This is a genomic window from Thermocladium sp. ECH_B (genome assembly GCA_001516585.1).
Taxonomy (GTDB): Archaea; Thermoproteota; Thermoprotei; order Thermoproteales; family Thermocladiaceae; genus Thermocladium.
Genome location: LOBW01000024.1, coordinates 1 through 21,957, shown reverse-complemented (window position 1 = coordinate 21,957; position 21,957 = coordinate 1). Strand labels below are relative to the sequence as shown.

Here is a 21,957-nt window from a genome sequence, read left to right as displayed (position 1 = left end):
CATCCTTGTGGATCCTAGGAATTCCTCGAAGACGTGCGCTAAGTGTGGTTACGTGAAGATGGATTTAACGTTGAGTGATAGGGTTTTCGAGTGTCCCAGGTGTGGTTGGAGGGCTGATAGGGATTATAATTCCGCTCTCAATCACTTGAAGCATGCAGGGTGGGAACCACCCTTAGTGCCCGTGGAGCTCCGCCCACTACCCATAACGATGGGCAAGGCGGGGCGGGGAAGCGGGAAGCCCCATGAGGACGGGAGCAGTTCACGGATAGGGGGCTAATATTTAAAAATGCCTTATGGAAATGAGCATAATGCAGAAAGCAAACGAGGAGCAACAGCCCTTGAGGTTCTTGAATAAAATGTTAAACAAGCAAGTAGTTGTGAAGCTGAAGACTGGAAAAATATTACGAGGTTCCCTTAATTCATTTGATTATTGCATGAATATAGTGGTTAATGATGCTGAGGAGCTCGATTACCGCAGCGATGAAGTTATAGTAAAGTATGGAAAGGTTTTGATAAGGGGAAATCAGGTGCTATATATTTCAGCGAGGGATCTATTGGTGGGGTGAAATGAGGAACATAATAGTTTCTCATATAGATAGAAAACCAGTTGAGGAGCAGCCTGTAGAACTTGTTGAGAGAAAGGGCCTAGGTCATCCTGATTATATATCGGACGCTGTTTCCGAAGCCGCTAGTAGGGAATTATCCAAGTATTACTTAAAGGAGTTCGGAACAATTCTACACCATAATTTAGATAAAGTATTGCTAGTTGGGGGTCAAGCCTCACCTAAGTTTGGAGGCGGCGATGTGATACATCCAATATATATCCACGTCGCCGGTCGAGCCACCACAGAGGTAAAGACAAGCAGTGGAACAATTAAAATTCCGATTGGTCCAATAATTCTCTCTGCCTCTAAGAAATTCATTAAAAATAANTTCAGATTCCTTGATCCGGATAAGCATATAGTGGTCAATTACTCTATTGGACCGGGATCCGCCGACTTGGTTGGTGTCTATGAGTTGGGAACACACTCAGCGGTTCCATTAGCGAACGATACATCGATAGGAGTTGGCTTTGCGCCCTTTTCGGTGACGGAGAGGTTAGCGATGGAATCAGAGCGGCTACTTAATTCACGTGAATTCAAGCTAAAGTACCCAGAGGTTGGTGAGGATATTAAGGTAATGGCGTTGAGGCAAGGAAAATCCATTAAGATAACTATAGCTGCTGCCTTCATATCATCACTGGTTAAGGATAAGGATCATTACTTGAGCATTAAGGAGGAGGTAAAGCGGCGAGTAGAGGACTTGGCTTCGAAGATAGCTCCCGGCTTTGATACATCCATCTTCATTAATACCGCAGATAAGCCTGAGAATGGCATTTATTACATAACTGTTACGGGCACATCGGCCGAGCATGGGGATGATGGCATGACAGGGAGAGGCAATAGGGCTAATGGCTTGATCACGCCAATGAGGCCCATGACCATGGAAGCCGCCGCCGGCAAGAATCCGGTTAATCATATTGGCAAGATATATAACGTATTTGCGCCCCTCGTTGCCAACAGGATATATAAGGAGGTGACGGGCATTAAGGAGGTTTATGTTTACTTGCTTAGCCAGATAGGTAAGCCCATTGACCAGCCATTAATTGCCAATGTCGAGGTCATTCCAGAGAAGGAATTGACCAATAATATGAAGCAAGACGCGCAATCAATAATGGATGAGGAGTTAAGTAGGATAACCAGGATAGCCGAGTTAATACTTAATGAGGAGGCAACGCTTTACTAAATGCTTCTCGCGGCTATAATCTTCGTCTCCTATATTCATTAATTATGTCCTCCATAAAGTCATGATTGACCTCGCCCTCCAAATTGCTGCGCATATTATTTAGGGCCTTAATTACGGCGTCCCTAGATATTAACTTGACATCGCCGATGTCCCACACCAATACATCCTTTAGGGGGATTGGGTTTATTCCCAACTTGAAGAACGTCTTTAATCCACCTATGCTTGCGTCCTCGCTTATTATTATGGTGTTTGCCCCGAGATCAAGTAACCTGGATATATTCATCATTGATAAGTGGTAAAGGGTCGTCATGGGATAGAATCCCCTCCTAAATGCATCTATAACCTCATCCTCGTTTTGAGCCTTAATAGCTATGCCGATGCTGCCTGTAGCTATATTAATCACATGCTCCTCGAGTTGCCTTAATTTATTGGTTAAATCCATGTTTTTACTTATCTCAGCCGCCAAGTCTTGCTCTAAGTAAGTAATTCTAGTTCTAAGCGTGGAGTCGCCGCTGGGGCTTCTAATTATGGCTCTTTCCAATTCCTCCTTTAATTCCTTGTTTTCCCTCCGTAGTCTCTCCACCTCTTTCTCCAGTGCCTCTATGTACTCTAGGTGATTATCGACCTTATCTTCCTGCTTATCCTTTATAACTATGACCTTTACATTATTATTGGTTTGCTCCTTCTTCAGCGCCTCATTAAGGGCTTGATTTATGGGGATGCCCTTTATCACTAGTTCCTTAACGTGATCCAGAGATAATCCTATGGCCCTCCTCTTTACCTCATCTTCGACTTTATCCAACTTTGGCTTCACGCTCATGTATGCTTTATATGCAGCCGCCAATGCGTCTCGTTGATGAGGAGTGGATACCTTGATTCCATGTTGCCTCGCCAGGTTAGTGGCTATATCCGTCTTTTCATCAATGGATAAATCATTCTCTGGGTAATAAAGAATGGAATTAACCATTGCGGCCAGCTTCTTAACGTACTCCGAGGGCTTACTGACGTCGGTAGCTATTATTATGGGCGATCCATATCTATATACCATCCTCAATAATGCGCTTCTACTTAGGTTTCTCCCGCTATATAGCCGCAATATGTTTCCTCTCAAGTCCATGATGGCGACTCCGGCGACTATGCCTGGATCAACGCCAATGATTAGTTTCCTATCGTGGCTAGGCACCGTTGCTCCCTCAAACCTAAAGGAGTCTAATAGGGCCGACTCTATCCTTACCTCAACATCCAATCCCTTATAGGGCTTCACTATTCTTCTCACAACTGATTTCTCGGCATACACTACGAAAACCGATGATCTGATTCCCTCGCGTTCCCTATAGAATAAATCATAATCTAGGCCCCCCTTATCCANCGCTTCCTTTATGACTTCCGTTAAGCTCTTAATCCGTAGCGAAACATTTCTTTCATATCTATTCCTGCTTTGTCCGCCCGGCGTCGTCGATATCTTAGCTTTAACTATTATGTGGGTCTCATCCTCATATAATTTAATAGCTGTGCCGACTCCCATGATTAATAATCGAGCCGCTGCCTCGGCTGTCTGAAGCGGCGATAATTTTGATACATTTATTCCTAGGTACTCCTTAACTAGGTGCTCCATGGACTTCTCAGAGCCATCGCTGAGCCTCGTGACTTGAATTATGGATACATCAAATGGTAATGCGGCCATTTTCCGTATTAAGTGGGGAGCCATCTCTAATAATTCCCTTACATTGTCTATGGCTAGCCTCTTTATACGATACTTCCGCATTACTCTATATAGGCCCCACTCATCCGCTGTGCCGCTCTCTATGAGGCCTTTATCGCTTGCAACAACGTACGCGAACTCGCCCCCATTTATGTCAATGCCCATCACCAGAGAGTCGGCCACATGTTAACTATGTATAGAGGTTAAAAACGCTTTGTTGATAGAGTGACCCTCGTAAAGAGAGTATACTGAATCTCAAGCGCTCTAAAGGGTTGGGGAGAAGGTCGACTAAGTCCAGTGTGAATTGAATAAAAATAGAGTCCAACTTCCAAAAGATAGCTTTGAGGCAAGTTAAGATGAACATAGCCGGAGCAATTATTACTGGAGCCCGATTAATTAAAAATATGCAACCAGATAGGAGAGTGCCAGCTCGCTTATTGCTCATGCCATTTCGAGGATTAATGGAGAAATCCGCTTCCTCATTTATCAGGGATTATATTAAAGAGGAAGATAATGTATTGGATTTGGGCAGTGGTCCTGGCTTCTTCACCGTTAAAATAGCTAAGAAAGTTGGTCCTCAGGGCAGGGTTTATGCAGTTGATGCTGATGAGAATTCCATAGACATTCTTTTGAGGAGAATTAAGGAATTATCGTTATCCAATGTAACTCCCATTATTGCCTCTGCCGATGACTTATCCTTCATCAGTGATGAGGCAATTGATGTGGTTTTCTCTAATAAGACGCTATGTTGCATTAGGGATCACTTAAGGTCAATTAATGAGATCATTAGGGTCATGAAAAAAGATGGTATTGCATACATGAGCGTATCCCGGCCGGCTTTGGACCCCCTCTCTGTGGATTCAGGGGAATGGTCTCTCTTGTTATCTAAGTTTCAAGTAATTAGGAAGGGGTCTTCATTAACTAGCAGATGGGCAATAGTTAAGAAGCTAAACTAATGGCGTAATTCTTAGTATCCTACGAAAAGCATTAATTTGCCTAAAGGCTATAACGAAATATGAACAATGAAAAGCTCAGGATTAAGTATGAGGAGTGGAAGAGGGAGTTTCTGATTCCATTGCTGAATAAGATGCCGGAGCAGCGAAAATTCGAGACGTTATATGGAACTAAGATAAGGAATCTATACACGCCGTTGGATTGGAGCGGGGATTACTTGATGGAGCTTGGATTTCCCGGCCAGCATCCATATACGAGGGGCATTTACCCTAATATGTATAGACATAGATTATGGACATTCAGGCAGTACTCCGGCTTCGGGAGTCCCGAGGACACTAATGCTAGGTATAGGTTTCTATTGAGTCAGGGACAGACTGGACTAAGTGTTGCTTTTGATTTGCCCACGCAATTAGGCTTGGATCCTGATGATCAATTAGCCTATCCAGAGGTAGGTAAGGTAGGGGTCTCAGTTCCGGAGGTTGAGTCAATGAATATTTTGTTCAGGGATATAGATCAGGGAAAGATAAGCACATCAATGACCATAAACGCAACATCAGCGGAATTGCTCTCCATGTATATCGTGGTCGCCGAATCTCGTGGCATCGATGCGGCTATTTTGGATGGCACTGTGCAAAACGATATATTAAAGGAATTCATTGCCCGTAACTTATACATATATCCACCGCTTCACTCAATGAGGTACGCCACAGACCTAATAGCGTACACGGCTAAGTACTTGCCTAAGTGGCATCCCATAAGCATAAGTGGATACCACTTTAGGGAGGCTGGCGCCACCTCGGTTCAAGAAATAGCGTTTACACTAGCGGATGCAATAGAGTACGTTAAATGGACTAATGAGCGAAGTAAGGTATCCATAGACGAGTTTGCCCCGAAATTATCGTTCTTCTTCGCGGCCACAACTAATCTATTTGAAGAGATAGCTAAGTTCAGGGCGGTTAGGCGAATGTGGAGTAGAATAATGAGGGATAAATTCAACGCCGCAAATCCGGAGTCAATGAGAATGAAGTTCCACGTACAGACCTCAGGAGCGGCGCTCACGGCCCAGCAGCCTGAGGTCAACATAATTAGGACAACTATACAGGCATTAGCGGCAGTACTAGGCGGTTGTCAGTCTCTTCATGTCAATTCATTTGATGAAGCATTGGCGCTGCCCACGGAGAAATCGGTGGAGTTATCGCTTAGGGTACAGCAAGTGATAGCATATGAGAGTGGTGTAATCGACACGGTTGATCCCTTAGGTGGTTCATACTATATTGAGTGGTTAACTGATGATATTGAGGAGAAGGCGTGGAAAATAATCGAGCAGATAGATAAGTTGGGGGGAGCCGTGAGGGCAGTTGAGTTAGGGTATCCCCAGCGGGAGATAGCTGCCTCTGCTTATGAATATCAAAAGAAGGTGGATAGCGGGGAATTACCGTTGATCGGAGTTAACATGTATAGAAAAGACGAGAGGACGAGGATGGAGCTGCATAAGGTTGATCCCGAATCCAGGAAAAGAAGCATAGATCGCGTTAAGAGAGTAAGAGAGAATAGGGATGCAGAGAAGTGGGGACGTAGCTTGGAGGAGCTCCGTAGATTAGCTAATAACGATGAGGTAAATATTTTCCCTGGAATACTGAACGCGATTAGGGCTAAGGCTACTGTGGGTGAAGTGAGCAAAGTGCTTCGTGAGGAGTGGGGTGAATATAAGCCAGAGCCGATTTTCTAGGGAACCTACGAAAGTATTCCCTTCCGGATTCGGAACGTTTTCTTTCAACCAAAAGAGGGTGAAACATAGTGCCTTAACATGATTGTTTTATAAGAGAGAAAATTGTCTCCTTGCTTAAGCGTTAAACTGAGAGCGTGAGTTTAACGCTCTTGACACCTGATTGTCTGGGGTTCAAATCCCCGCGGCGGCACCTTAACTACATTTGCTAATAATTTCGGACAGTTTTCTCGATAAGAATAACTACCAAAAGAGTAAGGATTTGGTAACAATAATTAATACAAATGTATGTTTAAGCTTTTATCTTTCTCCGAAACGATACTTATATGTCTCTATCCTACTCCTTAAATTATCAACCAACATTTTAGTCTCAAAGCTTATACTCTTCCCCTCCATAGCCTCCTCAGCCCTTGCCAGANACTCCTTAGCCCTCAAGTAAAGGTCCTTATTATCATAAGCTACAGCATTTTGCAAATACATCATGCCTAGCATGGCCAACTGCTTAATATATTCCTCACCCTTAACAAACTTGAGATTAACCTCAAAGCTCCTTATGTATTTTTCATCAATAGGCTGCCCACTATCTGGCAAGATTATAATTGATCTCCTTTTCATGAAGGGAGTGACAAGATTGCGACTCTGAAGATATTTCCAAAAGTATGTTACTGAGATTCCAAGTACTACTATTGGAATTATTGTACTAAGGGTATTAGCTAGAGTTACATTGTGTAATAAATAGTAAGGGATCGAAAACGACACTACAATAGCTATTGCTCCAGGTAAACCTATAAACAGCAATGCTAAACCAAGCCATTCCAAAAAAGATAACTTTCCCTCCATAACTCTTCCCTTAGTTAAATCCATTTATAAAGTATAAAATTTTATTATATTAGCAGCATAAACCAGATTTCTGGCATAAATATTCACCACCTAGTCCGCAAGCAGTTGCTGCTCCTAATGAGATGGTTAATTGAAGTAATTCATCACAAGAAGGTATGCATATCACTACACAGACACCGTAGATAATAGGATCCTCAATAAATATTAAACAAATACCACTACAAGCTTCATCGCGTGCCACGCTTTCAGCGACGCCTTCAGCTAGCAATCCACATAGTACCGAAACTATTGCTTTACATATTTCGCATTCTATCGGATTTGGGTCCTCATAGGTGGCGAGAATAAATACACTATAGTTAATATAGATGAAATTGTTAAAAATTTTGTTGATAAAGTAAATACTACAGATAAAATAATATAGGGAATATAAAAGCAATGATCATACTCTATGCCTTCGCCCAGAAAATGAACTACTTAGTAATGGGAACTGGAGATAAGAGTGAGTTGATGTTAGGTTACTTTACTAAATACGGAGATGGAGAGGTTGACGTTTTACCCATAGGAGATTTATACAAAACACAAGTGAGAATGTTAGGGAATTATCTAGGGCATCATTATCTAAAATAGACCGGCAGTTATTGTCGGCGGAAGGTAAATAGCTTCATTTGCCTTATGCGTTATCGTTAAAAAATAACGCATAACCTGAGTTATAATGGCATCGAAAAACTCCCTCACTATAGGCATAGCGCTGCTAATAGTTGGTCTGGTCATTGGTCTGGCAATGGGTTATGTTATATCGCCGAAGCCCTCGACAAGCGTTGCGCCCACATCCACGACGCCTCCAGTCACTAAATCATCCAGCGCATTCAATGTGGGAGCCGCCGGCACTCTTAAGTTCGCTTTTGGAGACTTACTGAACATTTATGAGCAACTATATCCAAGCGTTACAACGGGCACCCCACTCTTCAAGGGCAGCGGTGAAGTTATGAGCGATGAAAATACAACCAAAATCTATAGCTTAGTTGCATCAGCGGATACAACCACTATACCCAGGGTATTGTTTCCAGTTAATTTAACTAATTATGAGATAGCATTTGGAAGCACTCAAATGGTTATGCTGGTTAACTTAAATACAACGGTGGGGAAGGAAGTCTATAACTTATGGTTACAAACCGATAATTCCAGCAGTAGCCCATATTGGAAGCAAATATTCCAAATATTGATGCAGCCCGGAGTAGTAGTAGGAGTATCTAACCCCTTCACGGATCCCTCGGGTTATCAAGCAATATGCGTAACCAAGTTAGCCGGTCTCACTTACTTCGGTAACTCGTCGCTGGTATACGATACCTTATATTACTATCAGGGACAGGAGCTTAATCCAAGCAAGATATATATGGAGAATACCGAGGTGGATCTAGTTACATTAATGGAGAGCGGCAAGATAGATTTCATTCTTAGTGCTTACTTGAGTAATGCGTTGCCGACGCATAAAGCGGTGCCCACCATAGCTTACATTACGCTGCCGCCTCAAATAAACCTGGGCAACCTATCAATGGTGAATTACTATCACTCAGTTAATGTTACGTGGAGCGAGAATGGAGTCACCAAGACATTCCAATGCAATCCCGTCGTTTATACGGCATCGATACCATACGCTGCCCCGAATCCGCAGGCTGCGATTAACTTCATACTCCTGCTCTTTAGTCCAGAGGGCCAGAAAGTGCTTGAAAGCAATGGGATAACGCCGATACTGCCCGGAGTAGTGTATGGCAATTATGCATCGGTTCCTCCACAGCTGCAGCCATTCACTGTGCCGCTCAGCGATGAGCCGGGTCTCGCCTCAATATTCCCGGGTGAATAAGTGATTATGGATAATGCCTCATTTAAAATAACTATTTTCCTCGGCTTTATCCTATTGCTTTTCTACGTATTCCCAATTCTAGTGCTAGCTAAGGTTGCATCTTTCAGTGTTTTTCATGCTATTAGGTCACCATCGTTTCTGGAGGCCATTGAGGTCACCATCATAATGGCCACAATAGCCTCGGTAATATCGGTGATTTTCGGTATTCCCCTTGGTTACTTCATGGCTAGGTATGAGTTCAGGGGAAAGTATATTATTGATGCATTGCTCGATATTCCCATCATGATTCCTCACATAGTTGTTGGCATAATGATAGTGTTGGCATTCGCATCTAGCTATGGTCTTGGCCCCCTACTGGCACGGCTTGGCGTGAGCTTTATTGATACTCTTTGGGGAGCAGTTGCCGCAGTGGCTTACTTGAGCTCTACTTATACCGTGAGAACGATTGAAACCGCAATTAGAATGATAAATCCAGACATAGAGTTAACGGCTCGTACATTGGGTGCTTCCCAATCATATGTTCTTCTCCACTTGGTGATTCCATATATAAGGAGAGCGATAGCAAATGGAGCCATGCTTTCCTGGTCTAGATCGGTCTCGGAAGCCGGCGCCCTCTTCATAGTTGCTTACTATATATTCATGGGTAAATCAACCATAATGCCGGCCTCTGTTTATATCTATGAGTCATATGTAGGCATAGGTTTGACTAATGCAGCCATGTACTCGGCCGCCCTCATCCTAGTGATCTTCATTATATTCGTGATATATAAGGCGGTAATTGGGATAAGCCATGTCGCTTCGCATAATTGAATTGGAGTATCAAGTTCAATCCTTTAAGTTAGGCCCCATAGATTTATCCATTAATGATGAGTACTTCGTATTAATGGGCCCCACGGGAAGCGGAAAATCAACCTTATTGAGATTAGTGGCAGGCGCCCATAGACCCCGGAACGGCAGAATAATAATTAATGGCGTGGATGTCACCATGATGCCGCCAGAGAAGCGAGGTGTCTCATTTGTGCCGCAGGATTATGCCTTATTCTCAATAATGAGTGTCAGGAGAAATATAGAATTTGGATTAAGAGCTCGAGGCAGTCCTAGGGAGCGCATCGATAAAGTGGTTTCCTCCATCGCTGGCCAATTAGGCATAGATGGTTTGTTGGAGCGGAATCCAGCAACATTATCGGGAGGTGAGCGGCAGAAAGTCGCATTAGCGCGTGCCTTGGTTTCTGGAGCCAGAATCCTTTTATTGGATGAGCCATTATCCATGCTTGATCCTCATAGCAGAATGGGATTTATGGAGCTATTAAAGGATGTGCGTAGGCAATATGGGTTAACGGTAATACATGTTACGCATGATTTTGAGGAGGCCTATTCCCTTGCAGATAGGATAGGGGTGATAATAGGAGGCCAATTAAGGTATGTGGGGGATAAGGAAACTCTATTTAATGAACCGAACGATATCGATGTAGCCGGCTTCGTGGGGTATAGAAATAATGTGGTTGATGGCAGGATTTTGGGAATTGATGGTTTGGTATTCATAAGGCCTGAATGGATAGAGCTGGGCATAGGTACCCTTGAGGGAATAGTGACTAATGTGATAGATTCGCTAAGTGGATTTTATGTGGAGATAAGAATTAATGATGATCGATTAGTCGCCTTCTCCAAGAGAAGGCCCGAAGTTGGGGAGAAAGTGAACATTAATATAGTAAAGCATCATGTAATTAAGAAACAACACACTAGCTAGNGCATTATTTGGTTATAGAAATACTCGAGAGGCGTAAACTACCCCGTCCTTATGGGTGGGGCTTTGGGGTTTNCAGTGNTCTTCACGACGCACCTTCATCNCCCCTTAGGGGCGTTTACGTGANNCCGACCCATGCCTCTCGTTAAGGCACGGGCTACGTTAATAGACGCGCTCAAGCCACGTTGGGGAACATCAAATCCCTATATCTAATAGTATTTTACTTAACTCCCCACCCTCACGGACGGGGTCTCTGATGAAAATAGATGAAAGAATTAGGGAACATGATTTATATGGCGGAATTAGGGAAATGCGGATTGCGAAAAAGCTTAATAAAGTCCCTCAACTAAATTAGTTTAGGTGATCTTAAATGACTGAAATCCCTCTAAGCCTCTCCATAGATCAATTTGATAGGATTATGTTGATAGATGATGGGGATTGCAAGACATACTCTATAGGATACTCCAGGTTAGGCAAGAGGCGGCTAATGGTAGTGACGCTTACTAAATGCGTGGATGGCGGTGGAAAAATACGGATCTATACTTTAAATGCGAAGGATGCGCAACATGCATATTCTAGAATAGCTAAATTGATCTCCAGGGAGACAGAGTCCTCATACCGTAGATGAAACTATTGCATAGTTGAGTCTTTAGATGGCTACTTAGGATAATATTTAATAAGTGCTCTAGTTGGCATAGGACACGTGTCTATAAAATTCGACGCAATAGTAGTTGGGGCCGGTCCAGCCGGTCTCACGACTGCCCAGCAATTGGCTCAAAAGGGATTTAAGGTTCTAGTGGTGGAGCGTGGACGTAAGCCTGGCAGCAAGAACGTCTATGGTGGCAGAATATATGCGCATGTATTGGATAAATTATATCCAGAGTACGTAAAGGAGGCGCCCGTAGAGCGCTGGGTTAGGAAGGAGAGAATATCATTCCTTACGGAGGACAGTGGAACCACCATCGAATTTGAAACCAATAATGTTGAGCATAAATCATTTACTGCCTCGCTTTCCGATTTTACTGAGTGGCTAGGCAAGAAGGCAGAGGCGGCTGGAGCCATGATAGTGACAGAGTCTCCTGTGGATTCCTTGGTGATAAATGATGGGAAAGTGGTGGGTATTCGGTCTGGTAATGATGAAGTGTATGGAGACGTAGTGGTCTCGGCGGAGGGAATTAATAGATTGGTATTAGAACGAAGCGGATTAGCTCCAAAGCTGGAGCCAAAAATGGTTGGCGTTGGAGTTAAGGAGGTCATTAAATTAGGTAGAAAGGTCATAAACGAGAGATTTAACCTGGATGAGGATGAGGGCGTCGCTTGGGCCCTCGCCGGTTTTCCAACGCATTATGCGCCAGGAGGTGCCTTCATTTACACCAATAAGGATGCTATAACCTTGGGATTAGTGATTTACTTAAGCCACGGCGATAAGGTCGACACTCCAATATATGATTTAGTGGAGGAATTTAGGCTTCATCCCTTCATAAATAGGTTAATAAAGGACGGTCAATTACTTGAGTACTCAGGTCACTTGACTCCGGTAATGGGTCTCAATGCATCGCCGCCCAGTCTTTACGGCAATGGTTATCTAGTTATTGGCGATGCCGCCGGCTTCCTGCTTCATGGAGGTATAATAATAAGAGGCGTTGATTTCGCTATCGAGAGCGGCAGAGTGGCTGCAGAGGCCATAACTAAGGTTCATGAAGGCGGTGGCAATTTTGATGAGACTTCTCTCTCTCTATATGGTAAATTACTGGAGGAGAGTTTCGTAATGAGGGAATTAAGGGCATTCCGTAATGCTTACAAGGCGCTGGATGAGCCGAGGCTATATAATGACTATGCGAAATTCATCAATGCATTCTTGAAGCGGTATTNCGATGTTGATGGGNCTCCGAGGAAACTATTTAGTACGTTTAAGGAGACTAAGGGTAATATAACCATGCTGGATATGATGAGGGATATGGTTAGGATGGTGACCAACCTATGAACATGGAAAGGAAGATCCCCATAGAGGAGCGGCTTAATTCGAATGCATGGGATGTTGATCAGAGACCCCATATTAGGATAAAGGATCCGGATCAGTGCCGCAAGTGCGATGCAAAGCCATGTCTCTACCTCTGCCCAGCCAGGTGCTATACTCCCGGCAGCGATGGCGCCGTATTGTTCTCTCATGAGGGATGTGTCGAGTGCGGTACCTGTAGGGTCGTATGCCCAAGTGGAGCAATTGAGTGGAATTACCCCAAGAGCGGTTATGGGGTGCAGTTCAGGTTTGGGTGATGGGTCATGCTTAAAAATCAATCCAATGGTGGTAAAGCCATGTATGAATTAACAATAGTTGTTCCTGTTAAGGCAGCTGTGCCGAACATAACGGCAGTTAGACTTGATCCCAACACTCATAACTTGGTTAGGGAAGGCGTTCCATTAATGATTAATCCATATGATAGGAATGCATTGGAGTTGGCGCTCAAGATAAAGGATAGGTTCGGCGGAAGGGTGGTGACCATCTCAATGGCTCCCCCCAATGGCAAGGATTTCTTAGAATCCACAATAGGTATGGGCGCGGACGAGGCCATTCTAATAACGGATAGGGTATTCGCTGGAGCCGATACATTGGCCACGTCCCATGCAATAGCGAAATCCATCGCTAAGTTATTCCCTAACTTTAACCTAATAATAATGGGCGAGGAAACCACTGATTCCACTACGGCTCATATGCCGGCTCAAGTGGCGTCGTGGCTTGAGGTGCCGTTTGTTTACTATGCAACCGATGCTGAGCCTAACTTGAAAGATAATACCGTTAAGGTAACTAGGTACTTGGAGGATGAGGGTTTAGTGGAGGAATTCGTATATAGCATGCCAATAATACTAAGCGTCTACAGGAATAGTAATCCACCAAGGGACATTAGCCTAAATAGGAAAATAGTGGCTAAGATGAATGGCCTAGTGAAGGTAATGACTAATAAGGAGCTAGGGCTGAATCCGGAGTGCGTCGGATTGAAGGGGTCCCCTACGATAGTGGCTAAGATAGAAGATGCCAAGCCTCTTCCACGTAAGAAGCAAATATTCAAGGGTGATCCTAGGGAGGCCGCTAAGTGGCTTCTCGAGAATCTATCTAAGGAAGGGGTGATCAGGTAATGGTTTGCCCAGAGTGGAACCCCGTTAATAAGGATGAGTATAGAGGCATCTGGGTCTACGTGGAGCACATTAATGGCAAAATAAGCGAGGGGAGTCTTCAATTGATTGGGAAAGCCAGGGAATTGGCAACCAAGATAGGAGTGGATGTGACGGGCATAGTGGTTGGTGGTGACGTGAAGAAAATCATTAATGAACCGATATATTACGGTGCGGATAGGGTAATTTATGTGGAGGATGATAGATTGGCAACCTACATGCCTCACCTATATGCTGCATCAGTCGTGGAGCTAGCCAATAAATATAAGCCAGAGATAATATTATTCGCGGCAACTAAGAGGGGCAGGGAACTAGCTCCATATGTGGCCAATACGTTGAGAAGCGGAATAACTGCTGACTGCACTGCCCTGGCTGTGGATCCCAAAACACGTGACTTGGATCAAGTGAGGCCAACCTATGGCGGCAGCATCCTAGCCCACATAAGGACGCCCAGTAGAAGGCCTCAATTGGCCAGTGTCAGGCCTAATGTATTCCCTACGCCGCCGCGCGATGAGTCGAGGAAGGGCGAGGTGATTCAGGAGAAGCTAAGCAAGTTGCCGGAGCCTCGGGGTCGATTCCTGGGATCGAAGCCCATAGCAGAGGAAGATGAGAGCGGTTTACCTCCCGTGGAGAAATCTGATATAGTAGTGGTGGCCGGTAAGGGAGTTAATGGCGTGGAGGGGGTTAAGCTCCTCACCGAGTTGGCTAGGTTATTGGGTGGAACTATTGGCGGCACCAAGAAGGTGACCGATGCTGGTTGGTTACCAACCAGTAGACAAATAGGGCAAACTGGGAGGACTGTTAGGCCAGGGCTTTATATAGGCATGGGAGTCAGTGGAGCAATTCAGCACGTGTTCGGGATAAATGAGTCAAAGATAATAGTTGCGGTTAATAGCGATCCCAATGCCCCCATATTTAACTATGTTGATTATGGGGTTGTGGGCGATTACAAGCAAGTCACGGAGGCTCTATTAGAATTGCTGCGTGAGCGTCGAAAGGCTCAGCAATGAAGATAACGATAATACAGGTGCGAAGCAAAGTAATTTGGTTTCTTGAATCTGAGGTGAAAATAGATCCTGCCTCTATAATTAGAATACGGCTAGGGCCGCGCATAATAATGGAGATAGATCAATATGGAGAAAGAATAAATCTAGAGCTGGAGATAAATGAATTAATATCAAGTTACCCCACGGAATTAATAATTGGAGGAAATTATCCGCTTATCGGTAAGTGCAGCAAGGATGATGTGGGCGTTACTTGCTTCATTGAGCAGCCCTGGGGGCTTCCTGGAAACAGTGAGTAAACGTTATTAAATTATAGATAATTTAGAATACATGGAATCGCTGCCTCAAACATTTATCAAGATACTGGAATCATTGGTTGAGCTTCACAGCAATTATAAGAGACCAATAAAGAGCAAGGAGATAGCGATTCGCCTCGGAATGAATGAAGGAACAGTGCGTAACATAATGATATCGCTAAGGGCTATGGGTTTCATAGATAGCAAGACTGGCCCATATGGTGGCTTCACGCCGTCCCAGAAAGCAATGGAGATACTTAGATCGCCATCAATGATGGCTGGAATAAGCGATATAGCGCCATTATCTATTGATAAGGGCGGAGCAACCATGTATGCCACAAATATAGAGTTACTGGATATGCTTAATCCCTTCATAACCAAGGCCATAATAAAGGTCATGGGTAACTTAAGACAGCTTCAGCTTGGCTCGTTAGTTAGGATAGGGCCAACCACAAATGCTAGAATAGTAATTGAGGGACAAGTCGTGGATAAGAATGAGCAGATGAGGGAAATAGTGATATCCATTAGGAAATTCATCTCGATACCTAAGGTGAAGGTTAAGGAAATATCCAGCAAGAATGTTCTAGTCATATCGAGAACTGAGCCGCTTCATAATGCGGCGAGGATTTTCTCCGAGAAGAAAATAAGGGCACTTCCCGTCATTGATACTGATGGCAAGTTGGTGGGCCTCATAACCAGCACTGATGTAGCTAGGGCATATGCGGAAAACAATTTGAATGCCATAGTTGAGCAATACATGAGACCCGAGGTACCCCTAATAAGGGAGGATGATGATGTTTACGACGCAATAACGCTCATGATGGATAAAAACATAGGTAGATTAGTGGTCATAGACGTTAAGGGAAACCCCATCGGCATAGTCACCCGAACAGATGTCCTTAAACTATTCGTTAAATAATCCATAGGAATTAGCTATACAAAAAGGAGGGCAAGCAACGGCTTCCCTCAAACACTAAAGGGGCGGGGTTCATTATTCTTTATCTTAACGGGAGTTAAGGGGAGCGAAAGACCCGCGAGGGAGGGGATGGCTCCCTAGTGGCGTTTAAATGGTGGCGTTTCCGTGGAGGGTGAGGGCGTTAAAAGCCCAGAGGGCAGAGCGGGAACCACCCGCAGCGCCCGTGGAGCTCCGCCCCCTGCCCGTAACGATGCAGGCTGGGCGAGGAAGCGGGAAGCACCATGAGGACGGGGTAGTTCACAATGTCCCGTAAAGTTAAAAATGGGTTTCTTTCTCGGCTCATAAGTGGATATAAGAACATCGGTGATAATGGCGTCGCGTGTTATATACGCAATTCAATGGTTTGTCCTAGCGCCGCCAATAGCGGAGATACAAGCTACATTCAATATACCGAGTTACTTAGTTGGTTGGGTTCCCCTCTCCTTCTTTATAGGTGCTGCATTGCTTCAAGTACCTTCGGCTTATATCTCATCTCGTCTTGGAGCTAAGAAGACATTGATAATTGGAATGATAGTGTTGGGCGCATTCACATCCCTTGCCGGCCTGTCCTCTAATTTGTGGGAATTATTGGCATTACGCGCAGTGTCTGGAGTGGGTGCTGCATTATTCTTCTCATCAGCTGCATATGCATTAGTTGAATTAAATAGAGGCAAGGAGGGCATAGTCATGGGGCTTTATAATGCATTTTACGGCGTTGGCAGCCTAATAGGCTTATTATGGGGATACATGGATGATTTATTGGAGTGGAGGGCAGCCACGATAATAGCGGGGGCATTAGCCATAGTAATGGGACTTATGGATTTATATGAATTAAGGGGATTCGAGCGCAGACCAACTTACGCTATTGGAAACATAAGGAAGTCATTAAATATAGCAATAGGGATAAGCGGCGTATGGGGTGCATATTATGTTGTAAGTGAATTATTGCCGTACCAAGTAGCTCACTTATTTGGTTATGGATCATTCCACGCCGGTTTAATAGCTGAGGGCCTCATTGTGGCATCAATATTGGGGGGCTTCATGACTAATGCATTCTTCAATAAGGCCGGCGATAAGTTGCGGCTCCTCATAATGGTCACCATTGCATCATCTCTTCCACTGTACTTCATGTGGATCAGTAATCCCCTAGTAGAGTTCTTGTTGGGCGCATTGTCAGGCTTCTTTAATGATATGGCATTCTCAGTAGCTTACGCAATAACGGCGGCTCGAGGGGGCGCCTTATCATTGGCCTTTGTTAACTTCATGAATATGATAATAGGGATATGGCTACAGCCTCTCTTCACCGCCATATCTGCGTATTATGGCTACTTGATTGGTTGGGTAGTGATTACAACCGTGTCTCTTTTGTTGGCCGCTCCATTGATTAATGAGTCAAGGATTGGAACGAAATCTCCATAGTTTATATTGGGAATTGAGGGGTGGAAAGCCCTCGCCCCAAAGTATGAGAAGGAGATTGAATCCGCTATGGTATGTAAAATAATCTCGAGACTATTATGGATGCAATTATTATTGCTAGAATTATGATTCTATGGTTAAATGGGCCGGCCCATAATCCTCTTAATTCCCTCCAGTTTTTCCCCTCGGTATTTCTCAGCAGCGGGATCGCTAATTTTATTGAGGATGGCATTACGAGCAATGCAAGCAATGATGCATAGGGCAGGTAACCAATGATCACTGAGATAATTATCACAATGTATACAAGTATAGTGGAAATGACGGCTAGGTATCCTGTTCTCCTTAGTCCCAGCATTAAGGCAATGGTTTTCTTGCCGAATTCTCGACTAGCATCTATCTCCATTGCACCGGAGCCTAGTAGTATTATGAATGTAAATAATCCATTTATTAAACCAACTAGTAGGGGTGTCCAACTGAATATTGATGTTTGAACCATGAATGAGCCTAGGGAAACGAGGGGCCCCATGGATAGTAAAGCCACTGCCTCGCCTATTCCCTTATAATGAAGCCTTAACCCCTCACTATACAATACTCCAAATAAGAATCCAGCGAAGGCTATTATTAGGATCATCCATGTGGTGTTTATCGCCAAGTATATTCCCATTATGCCGGATATAACCAATAACAGATACCCGGCTCGCTTCACGGACTTGGGATCTAACCCCAAATTTATTATTGGATGAATTCTATGAGGTAATCCCCGTGAGATATGCGCCACATCTAGGCCCGTCTTATATTCAGAGTAATCATGAACTAAGTTGACCCCGGCCTGTGCTAGGACTATCCCAATGACTGTTATAACGTAGTAAAGCATATTTATCTTGGCATATAAGTAAAAAGATAGAGATGCCCCTAACGTGACGGAGGCGAATGCACTAGTTAATGTTGATGGACTGGTCGCCATCACCCATATACGTATTTTTCCTAGTCCATTGGGTTTCATTGAATTATTGGTCTTTGCATCACTCATTTGCCTCGGCCTTGGCTAACATTTAATGACATGCTTAAAAATTTTTTAATTATAAAGGGCCTGCAATGGATCCCTTATAATGGTAAAACTTTCGTCAACTATGATTTTTGTTTTTTACACGTTTGCGTTATAAATGATCTAGTCCCCATAGATTCATGGCAATACTCCTCTATGATGATATGGATGATAATGTGGTGGAGCTAGTTAAGAAGCTCATGCCTAGAGCAAAGCTTGTGAGAATAAGCTCAATCGATGATGGGCCAACACCATTATTGATAACGGAGGACGGAATATTTAGCGGCTATGAAATATATAGCTACTTAAATGAAAAAACAATGAAACCAAATGAGAAATAAACAGGAATATAAAAGGCTCCCAGAAATGGGGGAAGAGGATAGATTACTTCCTTGTTTATCGCTCGGAACCAATGAATGGTCTTCCCTTTAATAGAAAGGAGTGGATTCATGGGTGGGGGATCCTTGCTTCGGGCATGCATTCATGGCATGCGGTGGGTCTGTGACGTTATGTTAAGTTTACTTGCTGTGTTTAAACTCTGTGGAAAGGTTTAAATAGGATATTGATATCGGTATCGATATGTGGCCCACTATATTCAGAGGCGGTATAAGGAAAAAGGGAGGCCTTAGGATACTTGTTCTTCAAATGCTTCAAGAGTCTCCAAAGAATGGAGCGGAAATAATGGATGAAATAGAGAGAATGACTTGGGGATGGTGGCGCCCCTCCCCTGGCTCCATTTACCCGTTATTATCATCTCTAGTGGAGGAGGGCCTAGCCATTAAGTTGAGTGATGGCAGATACAAATTAACCGATAAAGGAATAGCGGAGGCCTCCGAGTACAGTGAATTGTTTTCTTGGCCAATTAAACCGAGAACCATGGATGATATATTGAATGAGATGGAAAGCTACATATCATATATGGAGGACATGGGCAAAGATAAAATAATGCAATATAAGAATAGAATAGAGGAGATAAGGACTAGGCTGGGGAGGCTGATAGAATGAGCGCAATAAAGGCCATCAATTTAACGAAAAAATATGGAACACTAGTTGCAGTTGATCACATAAATTTCGAGGTATCAATCGGGGAAATATTTGGCCTGCTTGGCCNAAATGGAGCTGGTAAAAGCACTACCATAGGAATGCTGACCACGCTGGTCAAGCCAACGGAAGGCACTGCACTTGTTAATGGCTATGATATAGTTAATCAAGCATCAAAGGTTAGGCAATCGATAGGAGNCGTTTTGCAGGAGTACACGGCTGATGAAGACTTAACGGGATGGGAAAACCTAATGCTGGCCGCCTCATTATATGGTATCCCGAAGAGCATTGCTAAGGAACGGGCGAAGGAGTTGCTGGATATGGTTGAATTGACGTCGGCCGCTAATAAAAAAGTGGAAAACTATTCTGGAGGCATGAGGAGACGCCTCGAGATAGCCATGGGGCTAATAAATAGGCCCCGCATACTTTTCCTCGATGAACCAACGCTAGGGCTAGATGTACAGACAAGAGCAGCCATATGGTCCTACATAACTAAGCTAAAGACCGAGTATAACATGACTATTCTAGTGACCACTCATTACTTGGAGGAGGCGGATGCCTATTGCGATAGAATAGCCATAATAGATAAGGGCAAGATAGCTAAAATAGGTACCCCCAAGGAATTAAAGGAGAGTTTAGGAGGCGACATAGTTACCCTGCAAATAATGGGCAGCATCGATCTCGCAAAGGAAATAATAGCCAGCATAGATGGCACTAGCGAGGTGCGTGTCTCTGGGGATACCATATGGATGAGCGTGAAGGATGGGGGATATATGGCTCCAAAAATACTGGAGTCACTGAACAAGAATGGCATAAAGGTATTGAAAATATCCATAACGCAGCCAACGATGGATGAGGTCTATATTAAGTACACAGGCAAAAGCCTGCGGGAAGAGCAATCCAATTGGGAGGAGGCTTTTTCAACCATGAGAACCATAAGAAAGGCGAGGTCATGATGGAGAAGCAAGATCTTAGCCCATTTCACGGATTATGGGCATTAACCAATAGGGAACTCAAGAAGTGGTATAAAGCGCCATTTATACTGCTCTTATCATTGGTTCAACCAGTGCTTTGGTTAGGGCTATTCGGCAAGGCAATGAACATAGGCAACATGTTCACATCGGGACTCAGCATTCCTGGACTCAATATACCGAAGCAAGTGATTGATCAAATAGGAGCCGAGCTCATAAAGAACACNTTTGGAACATCGGATTACTTCTCATTCTTGGCGGCCGGCATGTTGTCCTTCATTGTCCTATTCACATCGATGAATAGCGGCATGATGATTGTATGGGATAGGAGACTTGGGTTCCTCAATAAATTATTAACTACACCCGTGTCTCGTGGATCCATAATAATGGGTAAGGTATTATCTGCAGTAATAAGATCCCTGGTTCAAGCCACGATAGTCCTCATAATAGCCGTGTTGCTTGGCATGCAGTTCAAGCCGGACTTATCCGCGTTGGATATAGCTGGAACATATGCTGCCCTATTCCTAATGTCGCTTGGCCTATCATCCTTATTCATAATGCTGGCTCTGAGATCGACGAGTTGGGAATCCCAAATGGCCATAATGAATCTGCTTAATTTGCCGCTATTATTCGCCAGCAACTCATTCTATCCAGTTAAGTTAATGCCGTCCTGGCTGAAGCCAATAGTTGAGATAAACCCCATAAGTTATGCTAATGATATATCAAGGCAATTATTGCTGGGGGCAACAGGCATGACCAGCATATGGTTTGATTTCGCGTTCCTAATAGCATTCGCGGCTATTTTTTCAACGCTTGGCATAATGCTTTCATGGAGATTCCTCAATTCATGAAACTGATAAAACGAACGACAAACCTCGCCCCTTTAGGGCGGGGTAAAAGCTTAAAAACTTCTTACTATTCCTCTTTAAGATGTCTTCTTCCGGTCAATTTCTTGGGAATGGGGGGCGGGGGCCGACCCCGCAATACCGGGAGAAGGCATCAAAGAAATTAAACACAATAAGAGAACCATCGTGATTCGCCTCCTACCATGGGTTCCAGGAAAGAAAGCTGAGGAGGCTAGCCAACGCCTCGGCTAAGCTGTTTAACGAGGTTAATTATGAGAGGAGGCAGCAATTCTTCCATGGGGAGGGGGAGTGGATTTCGAGGGGACTTGGGGTAAATGCTATGAGAAGTATAAGGAAGAATTGGGGGTCAACGCGCAAGCGGTTATGCAGAAGAATAATGAGGCGTGGAACTCATTCTTCTCCCTAATCAAGCTAAAGAAGGAAAACAAACTACCATCTCACATGAACCGCGTTGGCCCACCGAGGTATTGGAAGGATGGGGAGACTGGAGGGAGGAAACTCCTTCTCGTTGTTAGGCAGGATAGGTATGTAGTGGATGAACAGAAACTAGTCCTAAAGGACTTCGGTCTCGAAGTGGAGTTCG

At 44.1% G+C, this 21,957-nt stretch carries 22 protein-coding genes and 2 pseudogenes; 21 read left to right on the top strand and 3 right to left on the bottom strand.

Translation table 11 applies throughout. From position 1 onward, the window contains the following. The first annotated feature begins 7 nt into the window (after nt 1–7). Genes AT710_04525 through AT710_04515 form a run of 3 tightly spaced genes read left to right on the top strand, consistent with a single transcriptional unit; the run spans nt 8 to nt 1,785 of the window. Entirely contained in the window at nt 8–277 is a 270-nt protein-coding gene (locus AT710_04525; protein ID KUO92139.1) for a hypothetical protein, read from the top strand. 31 nt (nt 278–308) lie between these two features. Continuing rightward, nucleotides 309–566 carry a small nuclear ribonucleoprotein (Sm) gene (locus AT710_04520; GenBank protein ID KUO92142.1) on the top strand — a complete coding sequence of 86 codons (258 nt, stop codon included), beginning with the start codon at nt 309–311 and terminating at the stop codon, nt 564–566. Nucleotide 567: 1 nt separating this feature from the next. Continuing rightward, nucleotides 568–1,785, top strand: coding sequence for an S-adenosylmethionine synthetase (locus AT710_04515; protein KUO92138.1), 1,218 nt, complete (start codon nt 568–570; stop codon nt 1,783–1,785). A gap of 13 nt (nt 1,786–1,798) precedes the next feature. Here the strand turns inward: AT710_04515 and AT710_04510 are convergent, their stop codons facing one another. After that, the gene (locus tag AT710_04510; GenBank protein KUO92137.1) at nt 1,799–3,670 is read right to left on the bottom strand and encodes a hypothetical protein; all 1,872 of its coding nucleotides are present in this window, start codon (nt 3,668–3,670) and stop codon (nt 1,799–1,801) included. Between the two features lie 158 nt (nt 3,671–3,828). On the opposite strand from AT710_04510, the gene AT710_04505 reads away from it, so the two are divergent. Beyond that, the gene (locus AT710_04505; GenBank protein KUO92136.1) at nt 3,829–4,443 is read left to right on the top strand and encodes a hypothetical protein; all 615 of its coding nucleotides are present in this window, start codon (nt 3,829–3,831) and stop codon (nt 4,441–4,443) included. A gap of 59 nt (nt 4,444–4,502) precedes the next feature. After that, on the top strand, nt 4,503–6,170 hold the full coding sequence (locus AT710_04500; GenBank protein KUO92135.1) for a methylmalonyl-CoA mutase: 1,668 nt from the start codon (nt 4,503–4,505) through the stop codon (nt 6,168–6,170). 297 nt (nt 6,171–6,467) lie between these two features. Here the strand turns inward: AT710_04500 and AT710_04495 are convergent, their stop codons facing one another. Beyond that, nucleotides 6,468–7,031, bottom strand: a complete 564-nt coding sequence (locus AT710_04495; GenBank protein KUO92134.1) for a hypothetical protein — start codon at nt 7,029–7,031, stop codon at nt 6,468–6,470. 280 nt (nt 7,032–7,311) lie between these two features. Between AT710_04495 and AT710_04490 the strand changes: the two are divergent. From AT710_04490 to AT710_04440, 11 genes and pseudogenes are all read left to right on the top strand, one after another. Beyond that, nucleotides 7,312–7,616, top strand: a pseudogene (locus AT710_04490) (NAD(+) synthetase). A 103-nt stretch (nt 7,617–7,719) separates the two neighbouring features. Continuing rightward, complete coding sequence (locus tag AT710_04485) at nt 7,720–8,868, top strand: molybdenum ABC transporter substrate-binding protein (protein KUO92133.1); 1,149 nt, start codon at nt 7,720–7,722, stop codon at nt 8,866–8,868. A 6-nt stretch (nt 8,869–8,874) separates the two neighbouring features. Further along, complete coding sequence (locus tag AT710_04480; GenBank protein KUO92132.1) at nt 8,875–9,678, top strand: ABC transporter permease; 804 nt, start codon at nt 8,875–8,877, stop codon at nt 9,676–9,678. Continuing rightward, a complete protein-coding gene (locus tag AT710_04475; protein KUO92131.1) occupies nt 9,659–10,615 on the top strand; it encodes a hypothetical protein in 957 nt (318 codons plus the stop codon). The genes AT710_04480 and AT710_04475 overlap by 20 nt, the downstream gene beginning before the upstream one ends. Before the next feature lie 367 nt (nt 10,616–10,982). Further along, nucleotides 10,983–11,240, top strand: coding sequence for a hypothetical protein (locus AT710_04470; GenBank protein ID KUO92130.1), 258 nt, complete (start codon nt 10,983–10,985; stop codon nt 11,238–11,240). An 81-nt stretch (nt 11,241–11,321) separates the two neighbouring features. Continuing rightward, entirely contained in the window at nt 11,322–12,596 is a 1,275-nt protein-coding gene (locus AT710_04465) for an electron transfer flavoprotein (protein KUO92141.1), read from the top strand. 329 nt (nt 12,597–12,925) lie between these two features. Next, nucleotides 12,926–13,744 carry an electron transfer flavoprotein subunit beta gene (locus AT710_04460; protein ID KUO92129.1) on the top strand — a complete coding sequence of 273 codons (819 nt, stop codon included), beginning with the start codon at nt 12,926–12,928 and terminating at the stop codon, nt 13,742–13,744. Next, nucleotides 13,744–14,790, top strand: coding sequence for an electron transfer flavoprotein subunit alpha (locus AT710_04455; protein ID KUO92128.1), 1,047 nt, complete (start codon nt 13,744–13,746; stop codon nt 14,788–14,790). Before AT710_04460 ends, AT710_04455 begins: the two co-directional genes overlap by 1 nt. Further along, on the top strand, nt 14,787–15,083 hold the full coding sequence (locus tag AT710_04450; protein ID KUO92127.1) for a hypothetical protein: 297 nt from the start codon (nt 14,787–14,789) through the stop codon (nt 15,081–15,083). Before AT710_04455 ends, AT710_04450 begins: the two co-directional genes overlap by 4 nt. 31 nt (nt 15,084–15,114) lie before the next feature. After that, complete coding sequence (locus AT710_04445; GenBank protein ID KUO92126.1) at nt 15,115–15,999, top strand: histidine kinase; 885 nt, start codon at nt 15,115–15,117, stop codon at nt 15,997–15,999. A gap of 342 nt (nt 16,000–16,341) precedes the next feature. After that, nucleotides 16,342–17,454 (top strand): hypothetical protein, encoded by a 1,113-nt coding sequence (locus AT710_04440; GenBank protein KUO92125.1) that lies wholly within the window; start codon nt 16,342–16,344, stop codon nt 17,452–17,454. A 64-nt stretch (nt 17,455–17,518) separates the two neighbouring features. Here AT710_04440 and AT710_04435 read toward each other — a convergent pair whose 3' ends face one another. Next, nucleotides 17,519–18,454: a ubiquinone biosynthesis protein UbiA gene (locus AT710_04435; GenBank protein ID KUO92140.1), complete on the bottom strand. Its 936-nt coding sequence runs from the start codon at nt 18,452–18,454 to the stop codon at nt 17,519–17,521. A gap of 182 nt (nt 18,455–18,636) precedes the next feature. Here AT710_04435 and AT710_04430 point away from each other — a divergent pair, with 182 nt between their 5' ends. The 5 genes and pseudogenes from AT710_04430 to AT710_04410 all read left to right on the top strand — a co-directional run bounded on the left by AT710_04430 (nt 18,637) and on the right by AT710_04410 (nt 21,957). Next, nucleotides 18,637–18,837 (top strand): hypothetical protein, encoded by a 201-nt coding sequence (locus tag AT710_04430; protein KUO92124.1) that lies wholly within the window; start codon nt 18,637–18,639, stop codon nt 18,835–18,837. Between the two features lie 238 nt (nt 18,838–19,075). After that, the gene (locus tag AT710_04425; protein ID KUO92123.1) at nt 19,076–19,501 is read left to right on the top strand and encodes a PadR family transcriptional regulator; all 426 of its coding nucleotides are present in this window, start codon (nt 19,076–19,078) and stop codon (nt 19,499–19,501) included. Further along, nucleotides 19,498–20,493, top strand: a complete 996-nt coding sequence (locus tag AT710_04420) for an ABC transporter ATP-binding protein (protein KUO92122.1) — start codon at nt 19,498–19,500, stop codon at nt 20,491–20,493. The genes AT710_04425 and AT710_04420 overlap by 4 nt, the downstream gene beginning before the upstream one ends. Continuing rightward, on the top strand, nt 20,490–21,359 hold the full coding sequence (locus AT710_04415) for a multidrug ABC transporter permease (protein KUO92121.1): 870 nt from the start codon (nt 20,490–20,492) through the stop codon (nt 21,357–21,359). The genes AT710_04420 and AT710_04415 overlap by 4 nt, the downstream gene beginning before the upstream one ends. Nucleotides 21,360–21,438: 79 nt before the next feature. Beyond that, nucleotides 21,439–21,957, top strand: a pseudogene (locus AT710_04410) (transposase).